The organism is Geodermatophilus sp. YIM 151500 (assembly GCF_025716945.1).
In the GTDB taxonomy this organism is placed as follows: Bacteria; Actinomycetota; Actinomycetes; order Mycobacteriales; family Geodermatophilaceae; genus YIM-151500.
On sequence record NZ_JAOVZT010000002.1, the window covers coordinates 231,392 to 250,410 of the forward strand.

A 19,019-nucleotide genomic window follows, 5' to 3' on the forward strand; every position below is an offset into this window, starting at 1 on the left:
CCGGCCTCCGGCCTCCGGCCTCCGGCCTCCGGCCTCCGGCCTCCGGCCTCCGACCTCCGGCCGCGGCCACTGCCCTTCCCGCGACCCGCGGAGCTCCTCCTCGCGTCCCCGGTGGGGAGCCTCCGGCCCCCGCGCCGGGTCCCGACCCTCGCCGGCGGCTCTCGTCTGCGGGCCGGGGGCGCGACCCGGAATCAGGGTGGGGTGGGAGGCTGTTATCCGCACGAACACGCGGGCTCCGTGCCCGCTGTCCGCTGACGCTGGAGGAGCGACCGTGTCCTTGCCACCCCTGGTGGAGCCCGCCGCCGACCTCTCCATCGAGGAGGTCCGCCGGTACAGCCGCCACCTGATCATCCCGGACGTCGGGATGGACGGGCAGAAGCGGCTGAAGAACGCCAAGGTGCTCGCCGTCGGCGCCGGTGGTCTCGGCTCGCCGGTGCTCATGTACCTGGCCGCGGCCGGTGTCGGCACCATCGGCATCGTCGAGTTCGACGTCGTCGACGAGTCCAACTTGCAGCGGCAGATCATCCACGGGCAGTCCGACGTCGGCCGGTCGAAGGCCGAGAGCGCGCGGGACTCCGTCAAGGAGATCAACCCGTTCATCGACGTCCGGCTGCACGAGACGCGGCTGGACAGCTCCAACGTGCTCGACATCTTCGGCGAGTACGACCTGATCGTCGACGGCACCGACAACTTCGCCACGCGCTACCTGGTGAACGATGCCTGCGTGCTGCTCGGCAAGCCGTACGTGTGGGGCTCGATCTACCGCTTCGACGGCCAGGTGTCGGTCTTCTGGGCCGAGCACGGGCCGAACTACCGCGACCTCTACCCGGTGCCCCCGCCGCCGGGCATGGTCCCGAGTTGCGCCGAGGGCGGCGTGCTCGGTGTCCTCTGCGCCACGATCGGCGCCATCCAGGCCACCGAGGCGGTCAAGCTGATCACCGGCGTCGGTGAGACGCTGCTCGGCCGGCTGATGGTCTACGACGCCCTGGAGATGACCTTCCGCACCATCAAGGTGCGCACGGACCCGGACGCCGAGCCGATCACCGGTCTCATCGACTACGAGGCGTTCTGCGGCGTGGTGTCCGACGAGGCCCAGCAGGCCGCCGCCGGCTCGACGATCACCGTCGACGAGCTCAAGGAGATGATGGACGCCGGCAAGGACTTCGAGCTGATCGACGTCCGCGAGCCGAACGAGTACGAGATCGTGTCCATCCCCGGCGCGAAGCTGATCCCCAAGGACGAGATCCTCTCCGGCCGGGCGCTGGCGCAGCTGCCGAACGACAAGCCGATCGTGCTGCACTGCAAGACCGGCGTCCGCTCCGCGGAGGCGCTGGCCGCGGTCAAGAACGCCGGTTTCCGCGACGCCGTCCACGTGCAGGGTGGCGTGACCGCGTGGGCCACCCGCATCGACAAGACGCTGCCCACCTACTGAAAGGACCACCCTTCCCCCCACGCCTCGCAGGCTCGGCGCGGGGCCCTGAAGGGTGGCCGTTCCAGTCCGTCACCAGGCCCAGGGCGGGGCCCTGACGCGGGGCCGTTCCCGTCCGTCACCAGGCTCGGGGCGGGGCCCTGAAGGGGGGCCGTTCCAGTCCGTCACCAGGCTCGGGGCGGGGCCCTGAAGGGTGGCTGTTCCAGTCCGTCACCAGGCTCGGGGCGGGGCCCTGACGCGGGGCCGTGCCCCGGACGGCGACAGCGGCCCGGTCCGTTCCCTCGGGGAGCGGGCCGGGCCGCCGCGCTGTTGACTGGCCGGCATGGCCGACTTCTCACCCGTCGAGCTGCTCGAGCTCTACCAGCGGGCGCAGGCCCAGTTCACCGATCGGGTCGACGCCGTCCCGCCCGACCAGTGGGACGACCCGGCGCTGCCCGGGTGGACCGTCGCCGACCTGGTCGCGCACCTGGTCAACGAGGCATTGTGGGTGCCCCCGCTCATGGCCGGCGAGACCGTCGCCGCGGTGGGGGACCGGATCCCCGACGGGACCCGCGAGCTGCTCGGCGACGACCCGCTGACCAGCTGGGAGTCCGCGTCGGACGGCGCGCTCGCGGCCGTCGCCGCGGACGGCGCGCTCGGCCGCACCGTGCACCTGTCCACCGGCCCGCGGCCGGCTGCCGACTACGTCCTGGAGATGACCACCGACCTCACCGTGCACGCGTGGGACCTCGCGCGCGCCACCGACGGTGACACGGAACTGGACGGCGGGCTGGTCGCCGCCGGGCTGGTCTCCGCCGAGGGGCTGCCCCCGGACGGGATCCCGGGCCTGATCGACCCGCCGCTCGACGTCCCGACCGACGCTCCGCCGCAGACCCGGCTGCTGGCCCGGTTCGGCCGCCGGGCCTGACCGGCGGTCGGACGCGTCGGCCAGGATGGCCGGGTGTCCGATCCGGCGCTGGACGTCGACGAGGCGGTGTTCGACGTCGTCGAGCGCATCCCGCCGGGCCGGGTGAGCACCTACGGTGCGATCGGCCGGCTGGTCGGCGTCGGCCCGCGGCGGGTGGCCCGGGCGCTGGCGTCCGGTGGGGGTGCGGTGCCCTGGTACCGGGTGGTGCGGGCCGACGGGACGGCGGCCGAGCCGGTCCGCGTACGGCAGCTGGAGCTGCTGGCCGCCGAGGGGGTGCCCGTGCGGAGCGGCCGCGTCGACCTCGCCGCGGTCGGCTGGCCGTGACCTCGGTCCGGGACGGCGCCCGGACCGGTCTCGTCCGGCTTCCCGCGTCATCTGTCGGGCCGACTCCTCCACGGTCCGGTGCACGGATGGGCCGACTACACCAGCTGGGCCGATGACCGGCGGACCCTGGAGCGGATCAACCGGCTGATCGAGGAAGCCCGTCGCGATCCCGGGACTGGGGCGGGGAAGCCGGAACGGCTCAGCGGTGACCTCTCGGGGTACTGGTCTCGGCGCATCGATCAGGAGCACCGGCTCGTCCACACGGTGGAAGCCGACCAGCTGATCATCGTGCAGGCCCGCTACCACTACTGACCTCGCTCGGTCGGCCGCCGGTGCACGGACGTGTCGGTCAGCCGTGCTCCAATCGCAGGCGTGGTGCAGCGGGGAGCGGCGGGGGTCGCGGAACGGACGGCGATGCCCGGGGGAGCGCCGGTCTACCGGCTGGTCGTGCCGCCGGCCGGGCCGGCTGCTGCGCCGCCCGCGCTCGACCCGACCCAGCGCGCCGTCGTCGACCACCCGGGCGGGCCGCTGCTCGTGCTCGCCGGTCCCGGCACGGGCAAGACGACGACGATCGTCGAGGCCGTCGCAGCCCGGATCGACGCCGGCGTCGATCCGGAGCAGATCCTCGTGCTCACCTTCAGCCGGAAGGCCGCGGCCGAGCTGCGCGCCCGCATCACCGCCCGCGTGGCCCGCACCATCCGCGAGCCGCTGGCCCGGACCTTCCACTCCTACGCCTTCGGGGTGCTGCGCCGGGCCGCGATGCTCCGCGGTGACCCGCCGCCGCGGCTGCTGACCGCTGCCGAGCAGGACGCCGTCATCGCCGAGCTGCTGCGCGGCGACGTCGAGGAGGAGGGCGCCGTCCGCTGGCCGGCATCGCTGACCCCGGCGCTGGGCACCGCTGGCTTCCGCGCCGAGCTGCGCGACTTCCTGCTGCGCGCCACCGAGCGCGGCGTCGACCCCGAGCGGCTCGCCGCCTGGGGACGCGACCTCGACCACGAGCAGTGGGTGCACGCGGCCGCCTTCGCCGAGCAGTACGAGGCGGTCACCGCGTTCTCGACGGCCGCGGGTGGTGATGCGTCGGGCTACGACCAGGCCGAGCTGGTCCGCGCGGCCATCGCCGAGCTCGACGGCGACCCCGACCTGCTGCGCCAGGAGCGCGAGCGCGCCCGGTGGCTGTTCGTCGACGAGTACCAGGACACCGATCCGGCGCAGGTCGAGCTGCTCGACCTGCTGGCCGGCCGCGGCGGCAACCTCGTCGCCGTCGGCGACCCCGACCAGGCCATCTACGCCTTCCGCGGATCCGAGCCGCGGGGCATCGTCGAGTTCCCCGACCGCTTCCGCGGCCCCGACGGCCGGCCGGCGCCGCGGGTCTCGCTGGGCGTCTGCCGCCGCTCCGGGGCGGAGCTGCTCGCGGTGAGCCGCCGCGTCGCCGACGGCCTGCCCGGCCCCTGGGAGCACCGACGGCTCGCGGCGGGGGAGGCGACCGCGCCCGGCGCCGCCGAGGTGCACGTGTTCGCGTCGGCGGCGGTGGAGGCCGCCTACCTCGCCGACGTCCTCCGCCGGGCCCACCTGCTCGACGGCCTGCCCTGGTCGGAGATGGCGGTCGTGGTGCGCACCGCGGCCGCGCTGGCGCCGCTCCGCCGGGCGCTGGCCCAGGCCGGGGTGCCGGTCGCGGTGTCCGCCGACGACCTGCCGCTGGCCGCCCAGCCGGCGGTCGCGCCGTTCCTCTCCGCGCTGACCGCGCTGCTGCGGCCCGCGCGCGGCGGGCCGGAGGTCGGGCTCGACGAGCCCGCCGCCGAGGCGCTGCTGGCCAGCCCGCTGGGCGGGGCCACGGTGCTCGACCTGCGCCGGCTGCGCCGCGCCGTGCGGATCGCGCTCAACGAGCGCGGCATCGACGGCGCCGAGCGAGGCGAACCGCTGGCGACCGCGCTGGCCGACGACACGCTGCTCGCCGTGCTGCCCGAGGCGGTGGCGCGCCCGGCGCTGCGGGTCGCCGGGGTGCTCGCCGCCGGCCGCCTCGCCCTGGCCGACGGCGGCTCGGCGGAGGACGTGCTGTGGGCGATGTGGCAGCGCAGCGGCCTCGCCGGCCGGTGGGCGCGGGCCAGCGCCGCCGGCGGACCGGCCGGCGCCGTCGCCGACCGCGACCTCGACGCCGTCGTCGCCCTCTTCGACGCCGCCGCGGCGTTCGTCGACCGGTTGCCCTCGGCGGAGGTCCGCGCCTTCGTCGAGCACCTGTCGGCCCAGGAGCTGCCCGGTGGCACCGATGCCGCCCGCGCCGTCCAGGGCGACACGGTCCGCCTGCTCACCGCGCACGCGGCCAAGGGCCTGGAGTGGGACCTCGTCTGCGTCGCCGGGGTGCAGGAGGGCATCTGGCCCGACCTGCGGGAGCGGGCATCGCTGCTGGGCACCGAGGAGCTCGTGGAGCGCGCCGCGGGTGGCGGCGGCACACCGGTCGACCGGCGCACGTTGGCGCTCGCCGAGGAGCGCCGGCTGTTCTACGTCGCCTGCACCCGCGCCCGGCGGCGGCTGCTGGTCTCCGCCGTCCACGGCGCCGTCGACGGGCCGGACGCCGATGCCACCGCCTCCCGCTTCCTCGACCTGGTGGAGCAACCGCCGCCGGAGGGCCGCACGCCGACCGAGCTGCCCCGGTCGCTCACCCTGCCCGCGCTGGTGGCCGAGCTGCGGCGGGCGGTCGCCGACCCGGCCACGCCGGCCACCCGCCGGTCGGTGGCCGCGTCCGTGCTGCACCGGCTGGCCGACGACGGCGTACCGGGTGCCTCGCCCGCGGACTGGTGGGGGCTCGCGCCTTTGTCCGACGACGCCCCGCTCGTGCCGGACGACGGGACCGTGCCGGTCCGCCCGTCGGCCATCGAGGGCTACCAGAAGTGCCCGCTGCGCTGGGTGCTGGGCGCGGTCGGCGCCGAGGCCGCGCCGGACACGAGCCGGACGGTCGGCTCGGCGGTGCACGCGGTCGCCCAGCGGGTGGCCGAGGGCCTGCCGCCGGCGGAGGCACCGGCCGCGCTGGCCGCCGAGCTCGACCAGCTCGACCTCGGACCCGGCTGGGCCGACCAGCGGCAGCGGCAGTCCGCCCACGAGATGCTCGACCGCTTCCTGCGCTGGCACGCCGGCAACGACCGGGAGCTGATCGCCGCCGAGGCGCGCATCGACGTCACCCTCGGCCGCGTGCAGATCACCGGCCGGGTCGACCGGCTGGAACGCGACGCCTCCGGGCGGCTGGTCGTCGTCGACCTCAAGACCGGGAAGTCCGCCGCGAAGAACACCGAGGAGCACGGCCAGCTGGCCGCCTACCAGGCCGCCGTGGCCGCGGGCGCCTTCGCCGCGCTCGGCACCACCTCCGGCGGAGCGGCGCTGCTGCAGGTGGGCACGGGCAGCAAGGCCAAGGAGCAGCACCAGGAGGCGTTGCCGGACGACGTCCCGCTGGAGCGGACCTGGGCCGCGCAGCTCGTGGCCGACGTGGGGGAGGGCATGGGCGCGGCCACCTTCGAGGTGCGCACCGGCACCCACTGCTCCCGCTGCCCGATGCGGCGCAGCTGCCCGATGCACGAGCGCGGCCGGCAGGTGACCGGATGACCCCGGCGCGCGGTCTGCCGCGTTCCGAGTTCCCTCGCGAGCCCGCGAACGGGGCGGACGGGGTCCTTCCGGGGGTCCTCGAACAGCTCTCCCTCGACGACCTGTTCGCCGGCGGGCCGGCGGACCCGGCGGCGACCCACCGCACCCTCTCCCCGGCCGAGGTGGCCGAGCGCTGCGGGCTGTCCTACGCGCCGTCCCCCGAGCAGGCCCGGGTCGTCGCCGCACCGCACGACCGGCCGCTCGTCGTCGTGGCCGGCGCCGGATCCGGCAAGACCGAGACGATGGCGGCCCGGGTGTGCTGGCTGGTGGCCAACCGGCTCGTCGAACCCGAGGCGATCCTCGGCCTGACCTTCACCCGGAAGGCGGCCGGCGAGCTCAACGAGCGGATCCTCCGGCGGCTCGCCGCGCTCGCCCGCCACCCCGCCACCGATCCGGCGCTGCGCGACCGGCTCGCGGTCGCCCTGCCCACCGTCTCCACCTACCACGGGTACGCGGCGTCGCTGGTCGCCGAGCACGGCCTGCGCATCGGGGTCGAGCCCGGCGCCGGGGTGCTCGGTCCAGCGATGTGCTGGGGCCAGGCCGCCTCCGTCGTGTCCGCCTGGACCGGCGACATGAGCGACGTGCCGCTGACCCTGCTCACCACGGTCGAGGACGTGCTCGCCCTGGCCGCGGAGATGGGCGAGCACGACGTCACCCCGGCCGCGCTGCGCGCCTGGACGACGACGCTCGAGGCGCGGATCGCCGGCTACGCCGACGCGCCGCGCAAGAAGGGGCCCTACAAGGACGTCGCGGACATGCTCGCCCGCCAGCGCGCCCGCCTGGCGCTGCTGCCGCTCGTCGAGGCCTTCCAGACGCGCAAACGGGCGCTCGGGGCCATCGACTACGCCGACCAGGTCGCCTCCGCCGCGCGGATCGCCGTCGCCTCGCCCGAGGTGGGTCGCCGCGAACGGGCCCGCTGGCGGGTCGTGCTGCTCGACGAGTACCAGGACACCAGCGTCGGCCAGCTCCGGATGCTCGAGGCGCTGTTCGGCGGCGCGACCGGCCACGCCGTCCTGGCAGTCGGCGACCCGCGGCAGTCCATCTACGGCTGGCGGGGCGCGTCGGCCGGCACGATCGAGCGCTTCTCCCGCACGTTCCCCGGCCGCGGCGAGCGGCGCGCCGAGCGGCTCGGGCTCGCGACCAGCTGGCGCAACGACCGGGCGGTGCTCGCCGTGGCGAACGCCGTCTCGGCGATGCTGCCCGCACCCGAGCAGCCGCTGCCCGACCTCGCCCCGGCGCCCGGGGCGGGCGAGGGCTGCCTCGCCGTCGGCCTGTACGGGACGGTCGCCGAGGAGACCACCGCGCTGGCCGACCGGCTGGCCGCGTGCTGGCGGGGCACCGATCCGGCCGTCCCGCCGCGCGACGGGACCCGGCCGACCGTGGCCGTGCTGGCCCGCACCCGCAAGCAGCTCCCGGGCATCGCCGCCGCCCTCCGCGAACGGGGGGTGCCGGTCGAGGTCGTCGGTCTCGGCGGCCTGCTGGAGGTGCCCGAGGTCTCCGACGTCGTCGCGACGCTGACCGTGCTGGTCGACCCCGCGGCCGGTGACGCGCTGGGCCGCCTGCTCGCCGGCGCCCGCTGGCGGGTCGGCCCGCGCGACCTCGCCGCGCTGCACGCCCGCGCCGGCGCGCTGGTGCGGGCCCGGCGATCGACCACCGGCGAGGAGACCGGATCCGGCGCACCGGCGTCCGAGACAGCGGCCGAGCGCGGCAGCATCGTCGAGGCCCTCGACGACCTCGGCAGCCCGGAGCGGTACTCCGCCGAGGGGCACCGCCGGCTCCGGCGCCTCGGCGAGGAGCTCGCCCGGTTGCGCGGCCGCCTCGGCGAGCCGGTGCCCGACCTCGTCGACGAGGTCGCCCGCACCCTCGGCCTGGAGACCGAGCTGGCCAGCGCCCCCGGCGCGAGCCCCGCCGGGGCGCGGGCGCACCTCGACGCGCTGCACACCGTCGCCGCGGAGTTCACCGAGCTCGCGGAACTGCCCTCGCTCCCGGCCTTCCTCGCCTACCTCCGCGACGCCGAGGAGCGCGAGCGCGGGCTCGAGCCCGGGGAGATCGCCGTCAACCCCGAGGCGGTCCAGCTCCTCACCGGCCACTCGGCCAAGGGCCTGGAGTGGGACGTGGTCGCCGTCCCCGGCATGACCCTCCACCAGTTCCCGGCCCGGTCCGACGCCAGCGACTCGTGGATCAAGGACCCCGGCGCGGTGCCCGCCGACCTGCGCACCACCGACCGCGAGGAGCTGCCCTCGCTCCGCCTGCCCGTGCCGGGCTCGGGCGACCAGGCCGCCGTCAAGCAGGCGCTCGAGCGGTACGTGCACGACTGGAAGCGGTTCGGTCGCGACGAGGAGGTCCGGCTCGGCTACGTCGCCGTCACCCGCGCCCGGCACCTGCTGCTGTGCTCGGGCAGCTGGTGGCGCGACGGGGTCCACCCGTGCGGACCTTCCGAGCTCCTCGAGACCGTCCGGCGGGCCTGCGCGGACGGCGCCGGCGAGGTCGTGCACTGGGCGCCACCGCCCGCCGACGGCGCGACCAACCCGGCGCTGGAGGAGTGGCCGACCGGCCTGTGGCCGGCCGATCCGCTGTCGTCCGGACGCCGCCGCGCGCTGACCGCCGCGGCCGACCTCGTCCGGTCCGCGGCTCCGCACCCGCTCGACCCCGACCGCGTGCTCGGCGAGGGGGATCCGGTGGTCACCGGCTGGGTGCGCGACGCCGACCTGCTGCTGCGCGAGCGGGCGCGGGCGCACAGCCCCACGGTCGACGTCCCGCTGCCCTCGCACCTGTCGGTGTCCGCCCTCGTCGCGCTGCGCCGCGACCCCGCCGCGCTCGCCCGCCGGCTGCGCCGCCCGATGCCCGCCGCGCCCGCGCCGCAGGCCCGCCGCGGCACCGCCTTCCACGCCTGGCTGGAGGAGCGGTTCGGCGCAGCCCGGCTGCTCGACCTCGACGAGCTGCCCGGCTCGGGCGACGAGCTGGCCGCGCCCGACGGCGCGCTGACCGCGCTGCAGGAGGCGTTCCTGGCCAGCGAGTGGGCCGACCGGCAGCCGGTCGAGGTCGAGGTGCCGTTCGAGACGCCGCTCGGTCCGATGATGCTGCGGGGCCGGATCGACGCGGTCTTCGCCGACGACCGCGGTGGCTACGAGGTAGTCGACTGGAAGACCGGGCCGCCGCCGTCGGGTGCGGAGCTGGCGGCGGCCGGGGTGCAGCTGGCGGCCTACCGGCTGGGCTGGTCGCGGCTGACCGGCGTACCGGTCGAGCGGGTCAGCGCCGGGTTCCACCACGTCGCGGCGGGCGTCACCCTGCGACCGGTCGACCTGCTCGACGAGGCCGGCCTGCTCGCCCTGGTCACCGGCGAGGCCTGAGCCGGGCAGGGGCGGAGCGGCTGCGCCGGCGCCCGGTCCGACGCCCTCGAACCGGGCGCCGCCGCACCCACCGGGCGCTGTCGTTGCAGCGACGGCGAGACCGGTCCACGGTCAGCTCGAGGCGATCCGGTCGAGGATCGCCGCGGCCAGGTCCCGGGGCGCCTGCTCCGGCACCCAGTGCGTGACGCCGCGCAGCTCGACGAAGCGGTAGTCGCCGGTGACGTGGTCCACGCAGGCCTCCGCGGCGGTGCGGCCGATCGCCACGTCGCCGTCGCTCCACACGTACGTCGTCGGCACGGCGACCGGGTCGACCCGGGTGCCCGAGCTCATCGCCCGGTACCAGTTGAGCGCCGCGGTCAGCGCGCCCGGCGCCGACAGCGCGGCCACGTACTGGTCCACCGACTCGGCGGGGACGCCGGTGGCCGGGCCGCCGTCCGCGAAGCCGGCCGCCCCCGCCGCGCCGCCGTCCCCGCCGGTGAGCATGCGGCGCAGCCGGCGGCCGCCGTCGGCGAGCAGCACCTCCTCGGCCTTGCCCGCCTGCCAGAACAGCCGGATGTAGGCCGAGCGCTCCTTCTGCTCGGGGTCGGCCCGGTACGCCGCGGCGAAGGCCGCCGGGTGCGGCACCGAGACGGCGGTCAGCGAGCGCACCCGGTCGGCGTGCCAGGCGGCCAGCCCCCAGGCGACGTTGGCGCCCCAGTCGTGCCCCACCACGTCGGCCCGCGGGGCGTCCAGCGCCGTCATCAGGTCGGCGGTGACCTGCACGAGGTGGGGCAGCGCGTAGGCACCGACCTCGGCCGGCCGGGCGCCGGGGGAGTAGCCCAGCTGGTCGGGCGCGTAGGTGCGCAGCCCCGCCTCGGTCAGCAGCGGCGTCACCGCCGCCCAGGACGCCGACGTCTGCGGGAACCCGTGCAGCAGCAGCACCGGCCGTCCGCCGTCCGGTCCGTCGGCGCGCACGTCGAAGGTCAGGTCACCGACGTCCACCTGCAGCAACTGGCCGGGCATGACCGGGACGCTAGCCGCGCGCCGGAGGGGCCGCCTCCGGCCGCTACCGTCGGCCCGGTGACCCTCCGTGCCGAGCGCGATGTCCCCGACGCCGCCCCCGACGACGCTCCGGACGACGCCCCGGACGACGCCCCGGGCAACCCCGAGCGCGCCTACGTCCACGCCCACCTGGCCGACCTGCACGCCGACCTGGACGCCTGGCTGCGCATCCCGTCGATCAGCGCCGATCCGGCGCACGCGAAGGACGTCGCCGCCAGCGCCGCCTGGCTGGCCGCGGCGCTGCGCCGGACCGGCTTCCCGACCGTGGAGATCTGGCCGACCGACGGCGCCCCCGCCGTGTTCGCCGAGTGGCCCTCGGCCGACCCGGGGGCGCCCACCGCGCTGGTCTACGGCCACCACGACGTGCAGCCGGTCGACCCGCCGGAGCAGTGGGTGCACCCGCCGTTCGAGCCGACCCTCCTCGAGGGGCCGGACGGTCCCGAGCTGCACGCCCGTGGCGCGATCGACGACAAGGGCAACGTCGCCTTCCACCTGCTCGGCCTGCGCGCGCACCTGGCCGCCACCGGCCGCGACACCCCGGCCGTCACCGTCAAGCTGCTGGTCGAGGGCGAGGAGGAGTCCGGCTCGCCGCATTTCGCCGCCATGCTCGCGGGGAACCGCGACCGGCTCGCCTGCGACGTCGTCGTCGTCAGCGACACCGGCATGGCCGCGCCCGACGTCCCCAGCGCCGTCGTGGCCATGCGCGGGCTGGCCGACGCCGAGATCACGCTGCGCGGTCCGGCCGTCGACCTGCACTCCGGTTCGTTCGGCGGCGGCGTGCCGAACCCGCTGCACGCCATGGCGAGGCTGCTGGCGAGCCTCCACGACGACGCCGGCCGGGTGACCCTGCCCGGCTTCTACGACCGGGTCCGGCCGCTCGGCGACCGTGAACGGGAGCTGCTGGGCCGGGTCCCGTTCGACGAGCGGGCCTGGCTCGCCGGGCCGGCGGCCTCGCGGGCCGCCGCCGGCGAGGCGGGGTTCAGCACGCTGGAGCGGATCGGCGCGCGCCCGACCGCCGAGGTCAACGGCATGTGGGGCGGCTACACCGGCCCGGGGCACAAGACCATCATCCCGGCCGAGGCGCACGCCAAGCTGACCTTCCGGCTGGTGCCCGACCAGCGCCCGGCCGATCTCGGCCCGCAGGTGCGGGCGTGGGTCGAGGCGAACGTGCCCGAGGGCATCGAGGCCGAGGTGCACGTCCCGCCGGGCGGCGTCGCGCCGTGCGCGAGCGACCTCGACTCCCCGGCCATGGACGCCCTGCTGCGCGCCATCGCCCGGGCCTTCGACACCGACCCCGACCAGGTGCTGTTCACCCGCGAGGGCGGCAGCGGCCCCGAGGCCGACCTGGTCGAGCAGCTCGGCGCCCCGTTGCTGTTCCTCGGCGCCGGCCTGCCCACCGACCGCATCCACTCGCCGAACGAGCGGGTCCTGCTGCCGATGCTGCACCGCGGCGCGGAGGCCGCGGCGCACCTGTGGCGGGAGCTGGCCGGCCTCCGGGTGAGCTGACGAGGGCCCTCGGCCGGCCGCCGGGGGCGCCCGCCGCCCGGCTCGCCCGGCGTCCGGCCCCCCCGGGTCCGCCTGCGCCGGCCACCGCCCGCCGGGACCTACCCTGGCCGCCGTGACCGTGCCCGGACAGCCGCCACCGCCGGGCTGGTACCCCGATCCCGACGGGGTTCCCGGCCTGCTGCGCTGGTGGCACGGTGCGGGCTGGGCCGACCTGACCGCCCCGATGGGCCCCGGTCTCTCCGCCGGCCCGGGTCCGCCGGCGGAGCGCGGGTACCCCGCCGGTCCCCCGGACGACGAGTCCACCGCGGGCGCCGGCGCGCCGGGAGCGCCTGCCCGGCGCGGTGGCCGGCGGGTCGGCTGGACGCTGGGCGGCGTCCTGCTCGTCGTCGTCGGCCTGGTGGTCGCCCTGGTGGTCGGCACCTCCGGCGACCGGGACCCGGTCGCGAACGGGACGTCGCCGTCCGCATCGCCGTCCCCGTCGCCGTTGCCGTCGCCGTTGCCGCCGCTCCCGTCACCCCCGCTGCTGCCCGGGCCGCTGCCGGAGCCGCCGCAGCAGGAGCCGGCTGCCCGCACGCCCTTCCCGCCCGGCACCGAGCGCGTGGTCGACGAGGCGGCCGGCATCGCCTACCCCTACCTCGGCGAGGGCTGGTACCGGTACGACCTCGGCGACCGGGTGGAGACGACCTCGGTCACCGGGCAGTACCTGGTGACCCAGGAGGACGCCGCGGCCGACCTGCTCTACTTCGCCGAGTGCACCTCGGGCCCGGTGGCCGACATCATCGGCTACGACGGTCCCGACGACCTGGCTCCCGCCGCGCTGGCCATGTCCGAGTGGAAACGGCTCGCCTACTACCCGGCCCCGCACTCCGTCGCCGTGCTGCGCGACGAGCCGCGCACCGTCGACGGCCGGCCGGCGCACCTCCGCGAATTCGAACTCAGCTGGGACGTCCGCGGCTACGAGGCGCACGGCGAGCGCGTGGCGGTGCTGCTCGTCGACGTCGGCGATCCGGCGCCCGCCCTGTTGTTCGTGTCGGTCCCCGACACCCACCCGGACCTGTACGGCGTGATCGACCGGGTGCTCGAGGGCGTCGACGTGCTGTGACATCGCGGTCCTCCGGACGCTTCGTCGGCGATCTTCCAGCTCGGCTACGTCGTGACGAACGTCGCGACGCTGGCAGCCGTCCTGCTCGTGACCCGGAGCCAGAGCCGGGATCGCGTGCGCGTCGGGACGACTCCCGGAGGCCGGCCGCCGACCACGTGGGTCGGCCCCCGAGCGGCGCCTCGATCGGGTGCCGGACGGCGGGCGGTCGGCGGCCGCGGTTAGTGTCGGCGGCGTGACAGCAGCTGGGGCCGAACTGACCCTGCGGCACCCGGTGGAACGGTTCGCGCTCGACAACGGGCTGCGCGTGGTGCTCGCACCCGACCGCAGCGTCCCGGTGGTGGCCGTGACCGTCTTCTACGGCGTGGGCATGCGCAACGAGCCGGAGGGCCGCACCGGGTTCGCCCACCTCTTCGAGCACATGATGTTCCAGGGGTCGGCGCACGTGCCGAAGATGGAGCACGCCCGCCTCGTCCAGGCCGCCGGCGGCAGCTTCAACGGCTCGACGCACCAGGACTACACCAACTACTACGAGGCGCTACCGGCCGAGGCGCTGGAGCGGGCGCTGTTCCTCGAGGCCGACCGCATGGCCGCCCCCGCCATCACCCAGGAGAACCTCCGCAACCAGATCGACGTGGTGAAGGAGGAGATCCGGGTCAACGTGCTCAACCGGCCCTACGGCGCCTTCCCCTGGCTGCAGCTGCCGCGCATCGCCTTCGACGGCTTCGCCAACACGCACGACGGCTACGGCTCCTTCGTCGACCTGGAGTCCTCGACCGTCGACGACGCGACCGATTTCTTCTCCCGCTACTACGCGCCGGGCAACGCCGTCCTGTGCATCGGCGGCGACCTCGACGTCGACGACACCGAGAAGCTCGTGCGGCGCTGGTTCGGCCCGGTGCCCGCGCGGGACGTGCCGCCCACGCCCCCCACCGGTGAGCCCTGGCCCAGCGAGGTCCGCCGGGACGTCGTCGAGGACGCGCTGGCCCCGGCACCGGCGGTGGCCCTCGGCTGGCGGGTGCCCGACCCGGTCGGCGACTTCGACCGCTACCTCGGCACCGTGCTGCTCGCCGAGCTGCTCAGCGAGGGCGATGCCTCCCGGCTCGAGCGCCGGCTGGTCCACGACGAGCGCATCGCGATCGCGCAGAGCAGCTACGTGGGCCTGTTCGGCGACCCGTTCGACGTCCGCGACGCCACCCTGCTCACGACGCAGGTGCACCACCCGGCCGGGGTGCCCGTCGACCGGGTGCTGGCCGCGGTCCACGAGGAGGTCCGGCGGATCGCCGAGGACGGCGTCGGGGCCGAGGAGCTGGCCCGCGTGCAGGCCCGCGCCGAGGCGCAGCTGCTCCGGCAGGCCGACTCGGTGCTCGGCCGCACCCTGGCCTTCGCCGCCGCCGAGCTCGTCCACGGGCGCGCCGAGCTGGCCGGCGAGCTCGCGGCCCGGCTGGCCGCGGTGACGCCGGCGCAGGTGCGAGCCGCCACCGGCGACCTCGACCCCGGCACCGTCGCGGTGCTGGAACTGCGCGCCACGGGCGGCCGGCGGTGAGCGCCGCGCAGCTGGACCTGTCGCTGATCCCACCGCTGGGCGAGCCGCGCCCGCAGCCGGTGCCGGAGGTCGCCGAGACGACGCTCGCCAACGGCCTGCGCGTCGTCGTCGTGCCGCGCCCGGGTGTCCCGCTGGTGGAACTGCGGCTGCGGGTGCCCTTCGCGGCCGCCAGCGCGGGTGAGGCGGCGGAGCACACCGCGCGCGCGATGGTGCTGTCCGGGGCGATGCTGCTCGGCACCGCCGACCGCGACCAGGCGGGGATCGCCGAGCTGCTGCAGAGCCACGGCGCCGAGCTGTCGATCGCGAGCGACCCGGACCGGCTGCTGTTCGGCACCACGCTGCTGCCCGGTGGCCTGGCGCCCGTCCTCGGCCTGCTCTCCGAGCTGCTGACCGGTGCCGCCTACCCCGAGCACCCGGTCGAGGGGGAGCGTGACCGCACGGCGGAGCGGATCGCCATCGCCCGATCCCAGCCCGCGGTCATCGCACGGACGGCGCTGGCCGCCCGGCGCTACGGCGACCACCCCTACGCCGTCCCCTTGCCCCCGGCCGAGCTGGTCGCCGAGGTCGACGCGCCGGCGCTGCGCCGCCTGCACGCCGAGCGGGTGCTGCCGGCCGGCAGCTCGCTGGTGCTCGTCGGCGAGCTGGACCCGCGGGCGGCCACCGACGCGGTCGCCGCGGCGCTGGAGCCGTGGTCGGCCTCGGGCCGCGCCGTCGAGGCACCTCCCGCGGCCGAGCGGCGCGCAGCCACCCTGCAGCTGGTCGACCGCCCCGGGGCCGTGCAGTCCAACCTGCGGCTCGGCGGGCCCGCGCCGCAGCGCACCGACCCGGAGCTGGCGGCCGTCCGGCTGGCCAACATGATCTACGGCGGGTACTTCTCCTCGCGGCTGGTGGAGAACATCCGCGAGCGGCGCGGCTACAGCTACAGCCCCCGCAGCACGGTCGACCACCAGGCGGCGGCCTCGTCCTTCCTCGTGGACGCCGACGTCGCCACCGAGGTGACCGCGCCGGCGCTGCTCGAGGCCTGGTACGAGCTGGGCCGGATGGCGCTGGCCCCGGTCACCGCGGCGGAACTGGACGGCGCCCGCCGTTACGTCCTGGGCAGCATGGCGCTGACCACCGCGACGCACGCCGGCCTGGCCAGCACCCTGGCCGCGCTCGTCGGCGCGGGGCTCCCCGCCGACTGGCTCGCCGAGCACCAGCAGGCGCTGTCCGCGGTGACCGTCGACGACGTGGGCGCGGCCGCCCAGCGGTACCTGGCGCCCGGCGCCCTCACCGCCGTCGCCGTCGGTGACGCCGAGCGGGTGTCCGCGCCCCTCGAGGCGCTCGGGGCGGTCGAGGTCGGGGTCGCCGAGGTGGACGCCCATCCGGGGGCGGGAGGAGGCGCGTGACCGTCGACGAGACCGCGTTACCGGACGCCGCGGGCGGGCCGCGGCACCCCGTGCCGGTGCTGTCCCGCGTCGCCCACGACCGGGGGCACGTGGCGCGGGCACTGCCCGACCCGGCGGGCGGTCGCCCGGTGCAGGTGCTCACCGTCGGTCCCGACGGCACCGTCCCCGTCGCCGAGGACGGCGGTGGTCCACGGCTGCTGTGGGAGCAGCGGCCGGCGTTGCCCGGCGGCTCGGTGTACCTCGGCGAGGCCGGGGGCGTCCCCTACGCGGCCGTCCGCGGCGAGCGGGCGCTGACCGTCAGCGGCCGGCCGGTCGACCGCTGGGCCGGTCTGCGCGAGATCGGCGCCGACCTCGACGACCTCGACGCGGGCCTGCTCGCGCAGGCCGTCGCCATCCTCGAGTGGCACGACCGGCACCGGTTCAGCCCGCTCACCGGCGCGCCGACGACCGTCGAGCAGGGCGGGTGGGTGCAGCGCGACCCGACCGACGGGACGACGTTCTTCCCCCGCACCGACCCCGCGGTGATCATGCTGGTCCACGACGGCGGCGACCGCGTCGTCCTCGGGCGCAAGGCGGAGTGGCCGCCGGGGCGCTTCTCCATCCTGGCCGGCTTCGTCGAGCCGGGGGAGTCGGCCGAGGCCGCGGTCGCCCGCGAGGTGGCCGAGGAGGTCGGCCTCGCCGTCACCGACGTCCGCTACGTGGGCAGCCAGCCGTGGCCGTTCCCCCAGTCGCTGATGCTCGGCTTCGTCGCCCGCGTCGACGGCGAGGACGCGCTGACCGTCGACCCCGAGGAGCTCGAGGAGGCCCGCTGGTTCACCCGTGACGAGCTCCGCACGGGCACCGGTCCGCGCGCCCTGCCGCCGCCGGTCTCCATCGCCCGGCACATCCTCGACCGTTGGGTCGTCGGCGACCTGCGCTGACGGAGGACCCCGTCCTCCTCACCCCTCGCGGGCTCGGGGTGACCCTCGGGACGGGGCCGGGACCGGGACCGGGACGGGGCCGTTACGCGAAGCGGCCCTGGAGCACCAGGGCGGGCCGGTCCGGCGAGTCCGCCAGCACCACCGCGTCGGCGAGGTCGGCAGGCGCCACCTCGTCGTCGTAGCGGTCGAAGGCCGGCAGTTCCCAGGCCCGCTCCGGAGAGGTGCGGCGGGCCCGCGCCGCCGGCGACACGCGCAGGTGCACCGTCACGTCGAAGGGCAGGCCGACGCCCTGCAGCAGCGCGCCGGCCACCAGGAGCACCCCGGCCGGCGGTGCCGGCCGCCGACGGGCGCGGGCGGCGCGGTCGCGGGTGAGGTCCCAGAGCACGGGCAGGTAGGTGCCGTCGCCGCCCGGGCCCACCCGGGCCAGGACCTCGCGGATCAGCGCTCCGGCGTCGAGCCAGTCGGTGTAGCGCGCGTCCGGGTCGGTGCGACCGTGCTCGAGCCGCAGCGATGCGGGCCGGTAGAAGCCCGCGGCCGGGACGACCGCGCAGCCCCGGCCCAGGGCGGGCAGCCGCTCGGCGATCGCCTCGGCCAGCGCCGCGGGCGCGGCGACGTCCGGTCCGTCGACGGCGACCCGCAGCGCCGCGGCGCCGGGCTCGGGCGGGACGTCGGCCAGCAGGGCGGCCAGCCGCTCGGCCAGCGCGGCGGGGGTGAGGGGCTCGGGCCGGGTCAGGACCGGCCGTCCGCGCCGGCCGGCAGCTGCGCGGACCTCTCGGCGCGGCGGGGGGCGGGATCGGTGGCTCCGCGAGCGGCGGCGGACGGGCAGCCGCCGAGCACCGCCCGCGCCGCGGCCTCCACGACGGCGCGGTCGTCGAGGCCCTCGAGCACCTCGCGGGCGAGGTCGTGCACGGCCCGGCCCTCCGACCGAGCCCGGCCGCGGAGCGCCTCGAAGGCGTCGCGGGGGTTCGTGCGGTGCCGCTCGGCCAGCACGCCGATCGCCCGCTCGATCGCCACCCGTGCGGCGAGTGCGTGCTCGAGCTGGGCGACGGTGCGTTCGAGGGCGGCCACGCGCGCGTCCACGGGCTCGGCGTCCTCGGTGTCCGCCGTGCCCGCGGCGCCGCGGGCCGACCGACGGGCGCCGCGGTCGGGATCGGCCGCGACCCCGTACTGCTCGGCGACCAGGTCGGCCAGCGACAGGCCTTCGACGAGGTCCGCGACCGGCTCCACACCGTCGGGAGAGACGACCTGCCAGCCCTGGGGGGTGCGGGCCAGGGCGACCGGGAACGGCCCCGTGCTCTGCCCGTCCGGTCGAGCGGCGGATGCCGTCCGATCGGACGGCGGGGGGGAACCCGTTCCCCGCTCGGCGTGCAGGCCGGAGCGGGGCGGACGGTGGGCGGCGCGACCGCGGTCACGGGCCCCGGCGGGGCGATCGAGCCCCTTGGAGGGCCGGGGACCGGGGATCACGGGACGTCACGCCTCCGGGAGCTGGGCGAGCTGGGACTTGATCTGGTCGATGCTCGGGTTGGTCAGGGCGCTGCCGTCGGGGAACAGGAGCGTGGGGACCGTGCGGTTGCCACCGTTCGCCCGCATGACCAGGTCGGCCGCGTTCGCGTCGAACTCGATGTCGACCTCGGTGAAACCGATGCCCTCCCGCTGCATGAGCCTCTTCAGTCGCACACAGTAGCCACACCATGTCGTCGTGTACATCGTCACGGAAGCGGCAACGGCGGTCATCGGCAGTGATCCTCCATGGTCGTCTCGGGCCGGTCCACCCCACGAAGAGGTATCGGCAGTCCGAGGAGCGGAACGCGTGCCTCCCGGGGATGCTTCCCGCCGCCCTCCCCGGGGGCTGGGAGGATCGCTCCGGCAGGACGGCACC

At 76.7% G+C, this 19,019-nt stretch carries 15 protein-coding genes; 11 read left to right on the forward strand and 4 right to left on the reverse strand.

The window, feature by feature from the left end; genetic code table 11:
• Nucleotides 1–271 precede the first annotated feature (271 nt).
• The 6 genes from moeZ to OF117_RS04695 all read left to right on the forward strand — a co-directional run bounded on the left by moeZ (nt 272) and on the right by OF117_RS04695 (nt 9,640).
• Nucleotides 272–1,432, forward strand: coding sequence for an adenylyltransferase/sulfurtransferase MoeZ (gene moeZ / locus OF117_RS04670; protein WP_263551640.1), 1,161 nt, complete (start codon nt 272–274; stop codon nt 1,430–1,432).
• A 319-nt stretch (nt 1,433–1,751) separates the two neighbouring features.
• Complete coding sequence (locus tag OF117_RS04675) at nt 1,752–2,336, forward strand: TIGR03086 family metal-binding protein (RefSeq protein ID WP_263551641.1); 585 nt, start codon at nt 1,752–1,754, stop codon at nt 2,334–2,336.
• A gap of 33 nt (nt 2,337–2,369) precedes the next feature.
• Nucleotides 2,370–2,660 (forward strand): MGMT family protein, encoded by a 291-nt coding sequence (locus tag OF117_RS04680; protein ID WP_263551642.1) that lies wholly within the window; start codon nt 2,370–2,372, stop codon nt 2,658–2,660.
• A gap of 78 nt (nt 2,661–2,738) precedes the next feature.
• Nucleotides 2,739–2,972 (forward strand): Txe/YoeB family addiction module toxin, encoded by a 234-nt coding sequence (locus OF117_RS04685; RefSeq protein ID WP_263551643.1) that lies wholly within the window; start codon nt 2,739–2,741, stop codon nt 2,970–2,972.
• Nucleotides 2,973–3,032: 60 nt separating this feature from the next.
• Nucleotides 3,033–6,251: an ATP-dependent helicase gene (locus OF117_RS04690; protein WP_263551644.1), complete on the forward strand. Its 3,219-nt coding sequence runs from the start codon at nt 3,033–3,035 to the stop codon at nt 6,249–6,251.
• Nucleotides 6,248–9,640 carry an ATP-dependent helicase gene (locus OF117_RS04695; RefSeq protein WP_263551645.1) on the forward strand — a complete coding sequence of 1,131 codons (3,393 nt, stop codon included), beginning with the start codon at nt 6,248–6,250 and terminating at the stop codon, nt 9,638–9,640. Before OF117_RS04690 ends, OF117_RS04695 begins: the two co-directional genes overlap by 4 nt.
• A gap of 111 nt (nt 9,641–9,751) precedes the next feature.
• Here OF117_RS04695 and OF117_RS04700 read toward each other — a convergent pair whose 3' ends face one another.
• Nucleotides 9,752–10,642, reverse strand: a complete 891-nt coding sequence (locus OF117_RS04700; RefSeq protein ID WP_263551646.1) for an alpha/beta fold hydrolase — start codon at nt 10,640–10,642, stop codon at nt 9,752–9,754.
• A gap of 57 nt (nt 10,643–10,699) precedes the next feature.
• On the opposite strand from OF117_RS04700, the gene OF117_RS04705 reads away from it, so the two are divergent.
• The 5 genes from OF117_RS04705 (at nt 10,700) to nudC (ending at nt 17,140) form a co-directional block, all read left to right on the forward strand.
• Complete coding sequence (locus OF117_RS04705; protein WP_263551647.1) at nt 10,700–12,187, forward strand: M20/M25/M40 family metallo-hydrolase; 1,488 nt, start codon at nt 10,700–10,702, stop codon at nt 12,185–12,187.
• A gap of 112 nt (nt 12,188–12,299) precedes the next feature.
• Nucleotides 12,300–13,289, forward strand: coding sequence for a DUF2510 domain-containing protein (locus OF117_RS04710; protein ID WP_263551648.1), 990 nt, complete (start codon nt 12,300–12,302; stop codon nt 13,287–13,289).
• Between the two features lie 232 nt (nt 13,290–13,521).
• The gene (locus tag OF117_RS04715) at nt 13,522–14,832 is read left to right on the forward strand and encodes a M16 family metallopeptidase (RefSeq protein WP_263551649.1); all 1,311 of its coding nucleotides are present in this window, start codon (nt 13,522–13,524) and stop codon (nt 14,830–14,832) included.
• A complete protein-coding gene (locus OF117_RS04720) occupies nt 14,829–16,220 on the forward strand; it encodes a M16 family metallopeptidase (RefSeq protein WP_263551650.1) in 1,392 nt (463 codons plus the stop codon). The genes OF117_RS04715 and OF117_RS04720 overlap by 4 nt, the downstream gene beginning before the upstream one ends.
• The gene (nudC, locus tag OF117_RS04725) at nt 16,217–17,140 is read left to right on the forward strand and encodes an NAD(+) diphosphatase (RefSeq protein ID WP_263551651.1); all 924 of its coding nucleotides are present in this window, start codon (nt 16,217–16,219) and stop codon (nt 17,138–17,140) included. Before OF117_RS04720 ends, nudC begins: the two co-directional genes overlap by 4 nt.
• Nucleotides 17,141–17,222: 82 nt before the next feature.
• Here the strand turns inward: nudC and OF117_RS04730 are convergent, their stop codons facing one another.
• The 3 genes from OF117_RS04730 to OF117_RS04740 all read right to left on the reverse strand — a co-directional run bounded on the left by OF117_RS04730 (nt 17,223) and on the right by OF117_RS04740 (nt 18,874).
• A complete protein-coding gene (locus tag OF117_RS04730; RefSeq protein WP_263551652.1) occupies nt 17,223–17,558 on the reverse strand; it encodes a hypothetical protein in 336 nt (111 codons plus the stop codon).
• A gap of 311 nt (nt 17,559–17,869) precedes the next feature.
• Nucleotides 17,870–18,367, reverse strand: coding sequence for an ANTAR domain-containing protein (locus OF117_RS04735; RefSeq protein WP_263551653.1), 498 nt, complete (start codon nt 18,365–18,367; stop codon nt 17,870–17,872).
• 243 nt (nt 18,368–18,610) lie between these two features.
• The gene (locus tag OF117_RS04740; protein WP_263551654.1) at nt 18,611–18,874 is read right to left on the reverse strand and encodes a mycoredoxin; all 264 of its coding nucleotides are present in this window, start codon (nt 18,872–18,874) and stop codon (nt 18,611–18,613) included.
• Between the last annotated feature and the right edge of the window lie 145 nt (nt 18,875–19,019).

What these genes read in the sequence shown, in the direction of transcription:
- OF117_RS04675 (WP_263551641.1), top strand. Translation starts at nt 1,752, where the DNA reads ATGGCCGACTTCTCACCCGTCGAGCTGCTCGAGCTCTACCAGCGGGCG.
- OF117_RS04695 (WP_263551645.1), top strand. Translation starts at nt 6,248, where the DNA reads ATGACCCCGGCGCGCGGTCTGCCGCGTTCCGAGTTCCCTCGCGAGCCC.
- OF117_RS04700 (WP_263551646.1), bottom strand. Translation starts at nt 10,642, where the DNA reads ATGCCCGGCCAGTTGCTGCAGGTGGACGTCGGTGACCTGACCTTCGAC.
- OF117_RS04740 (WP_263551654.1), bottom strand. Translation starts at nt 18,874, where the DNA reads ATGACCGCCGTTGCCGCTTCCGTGACGATGTACACGACGACATGGTGT.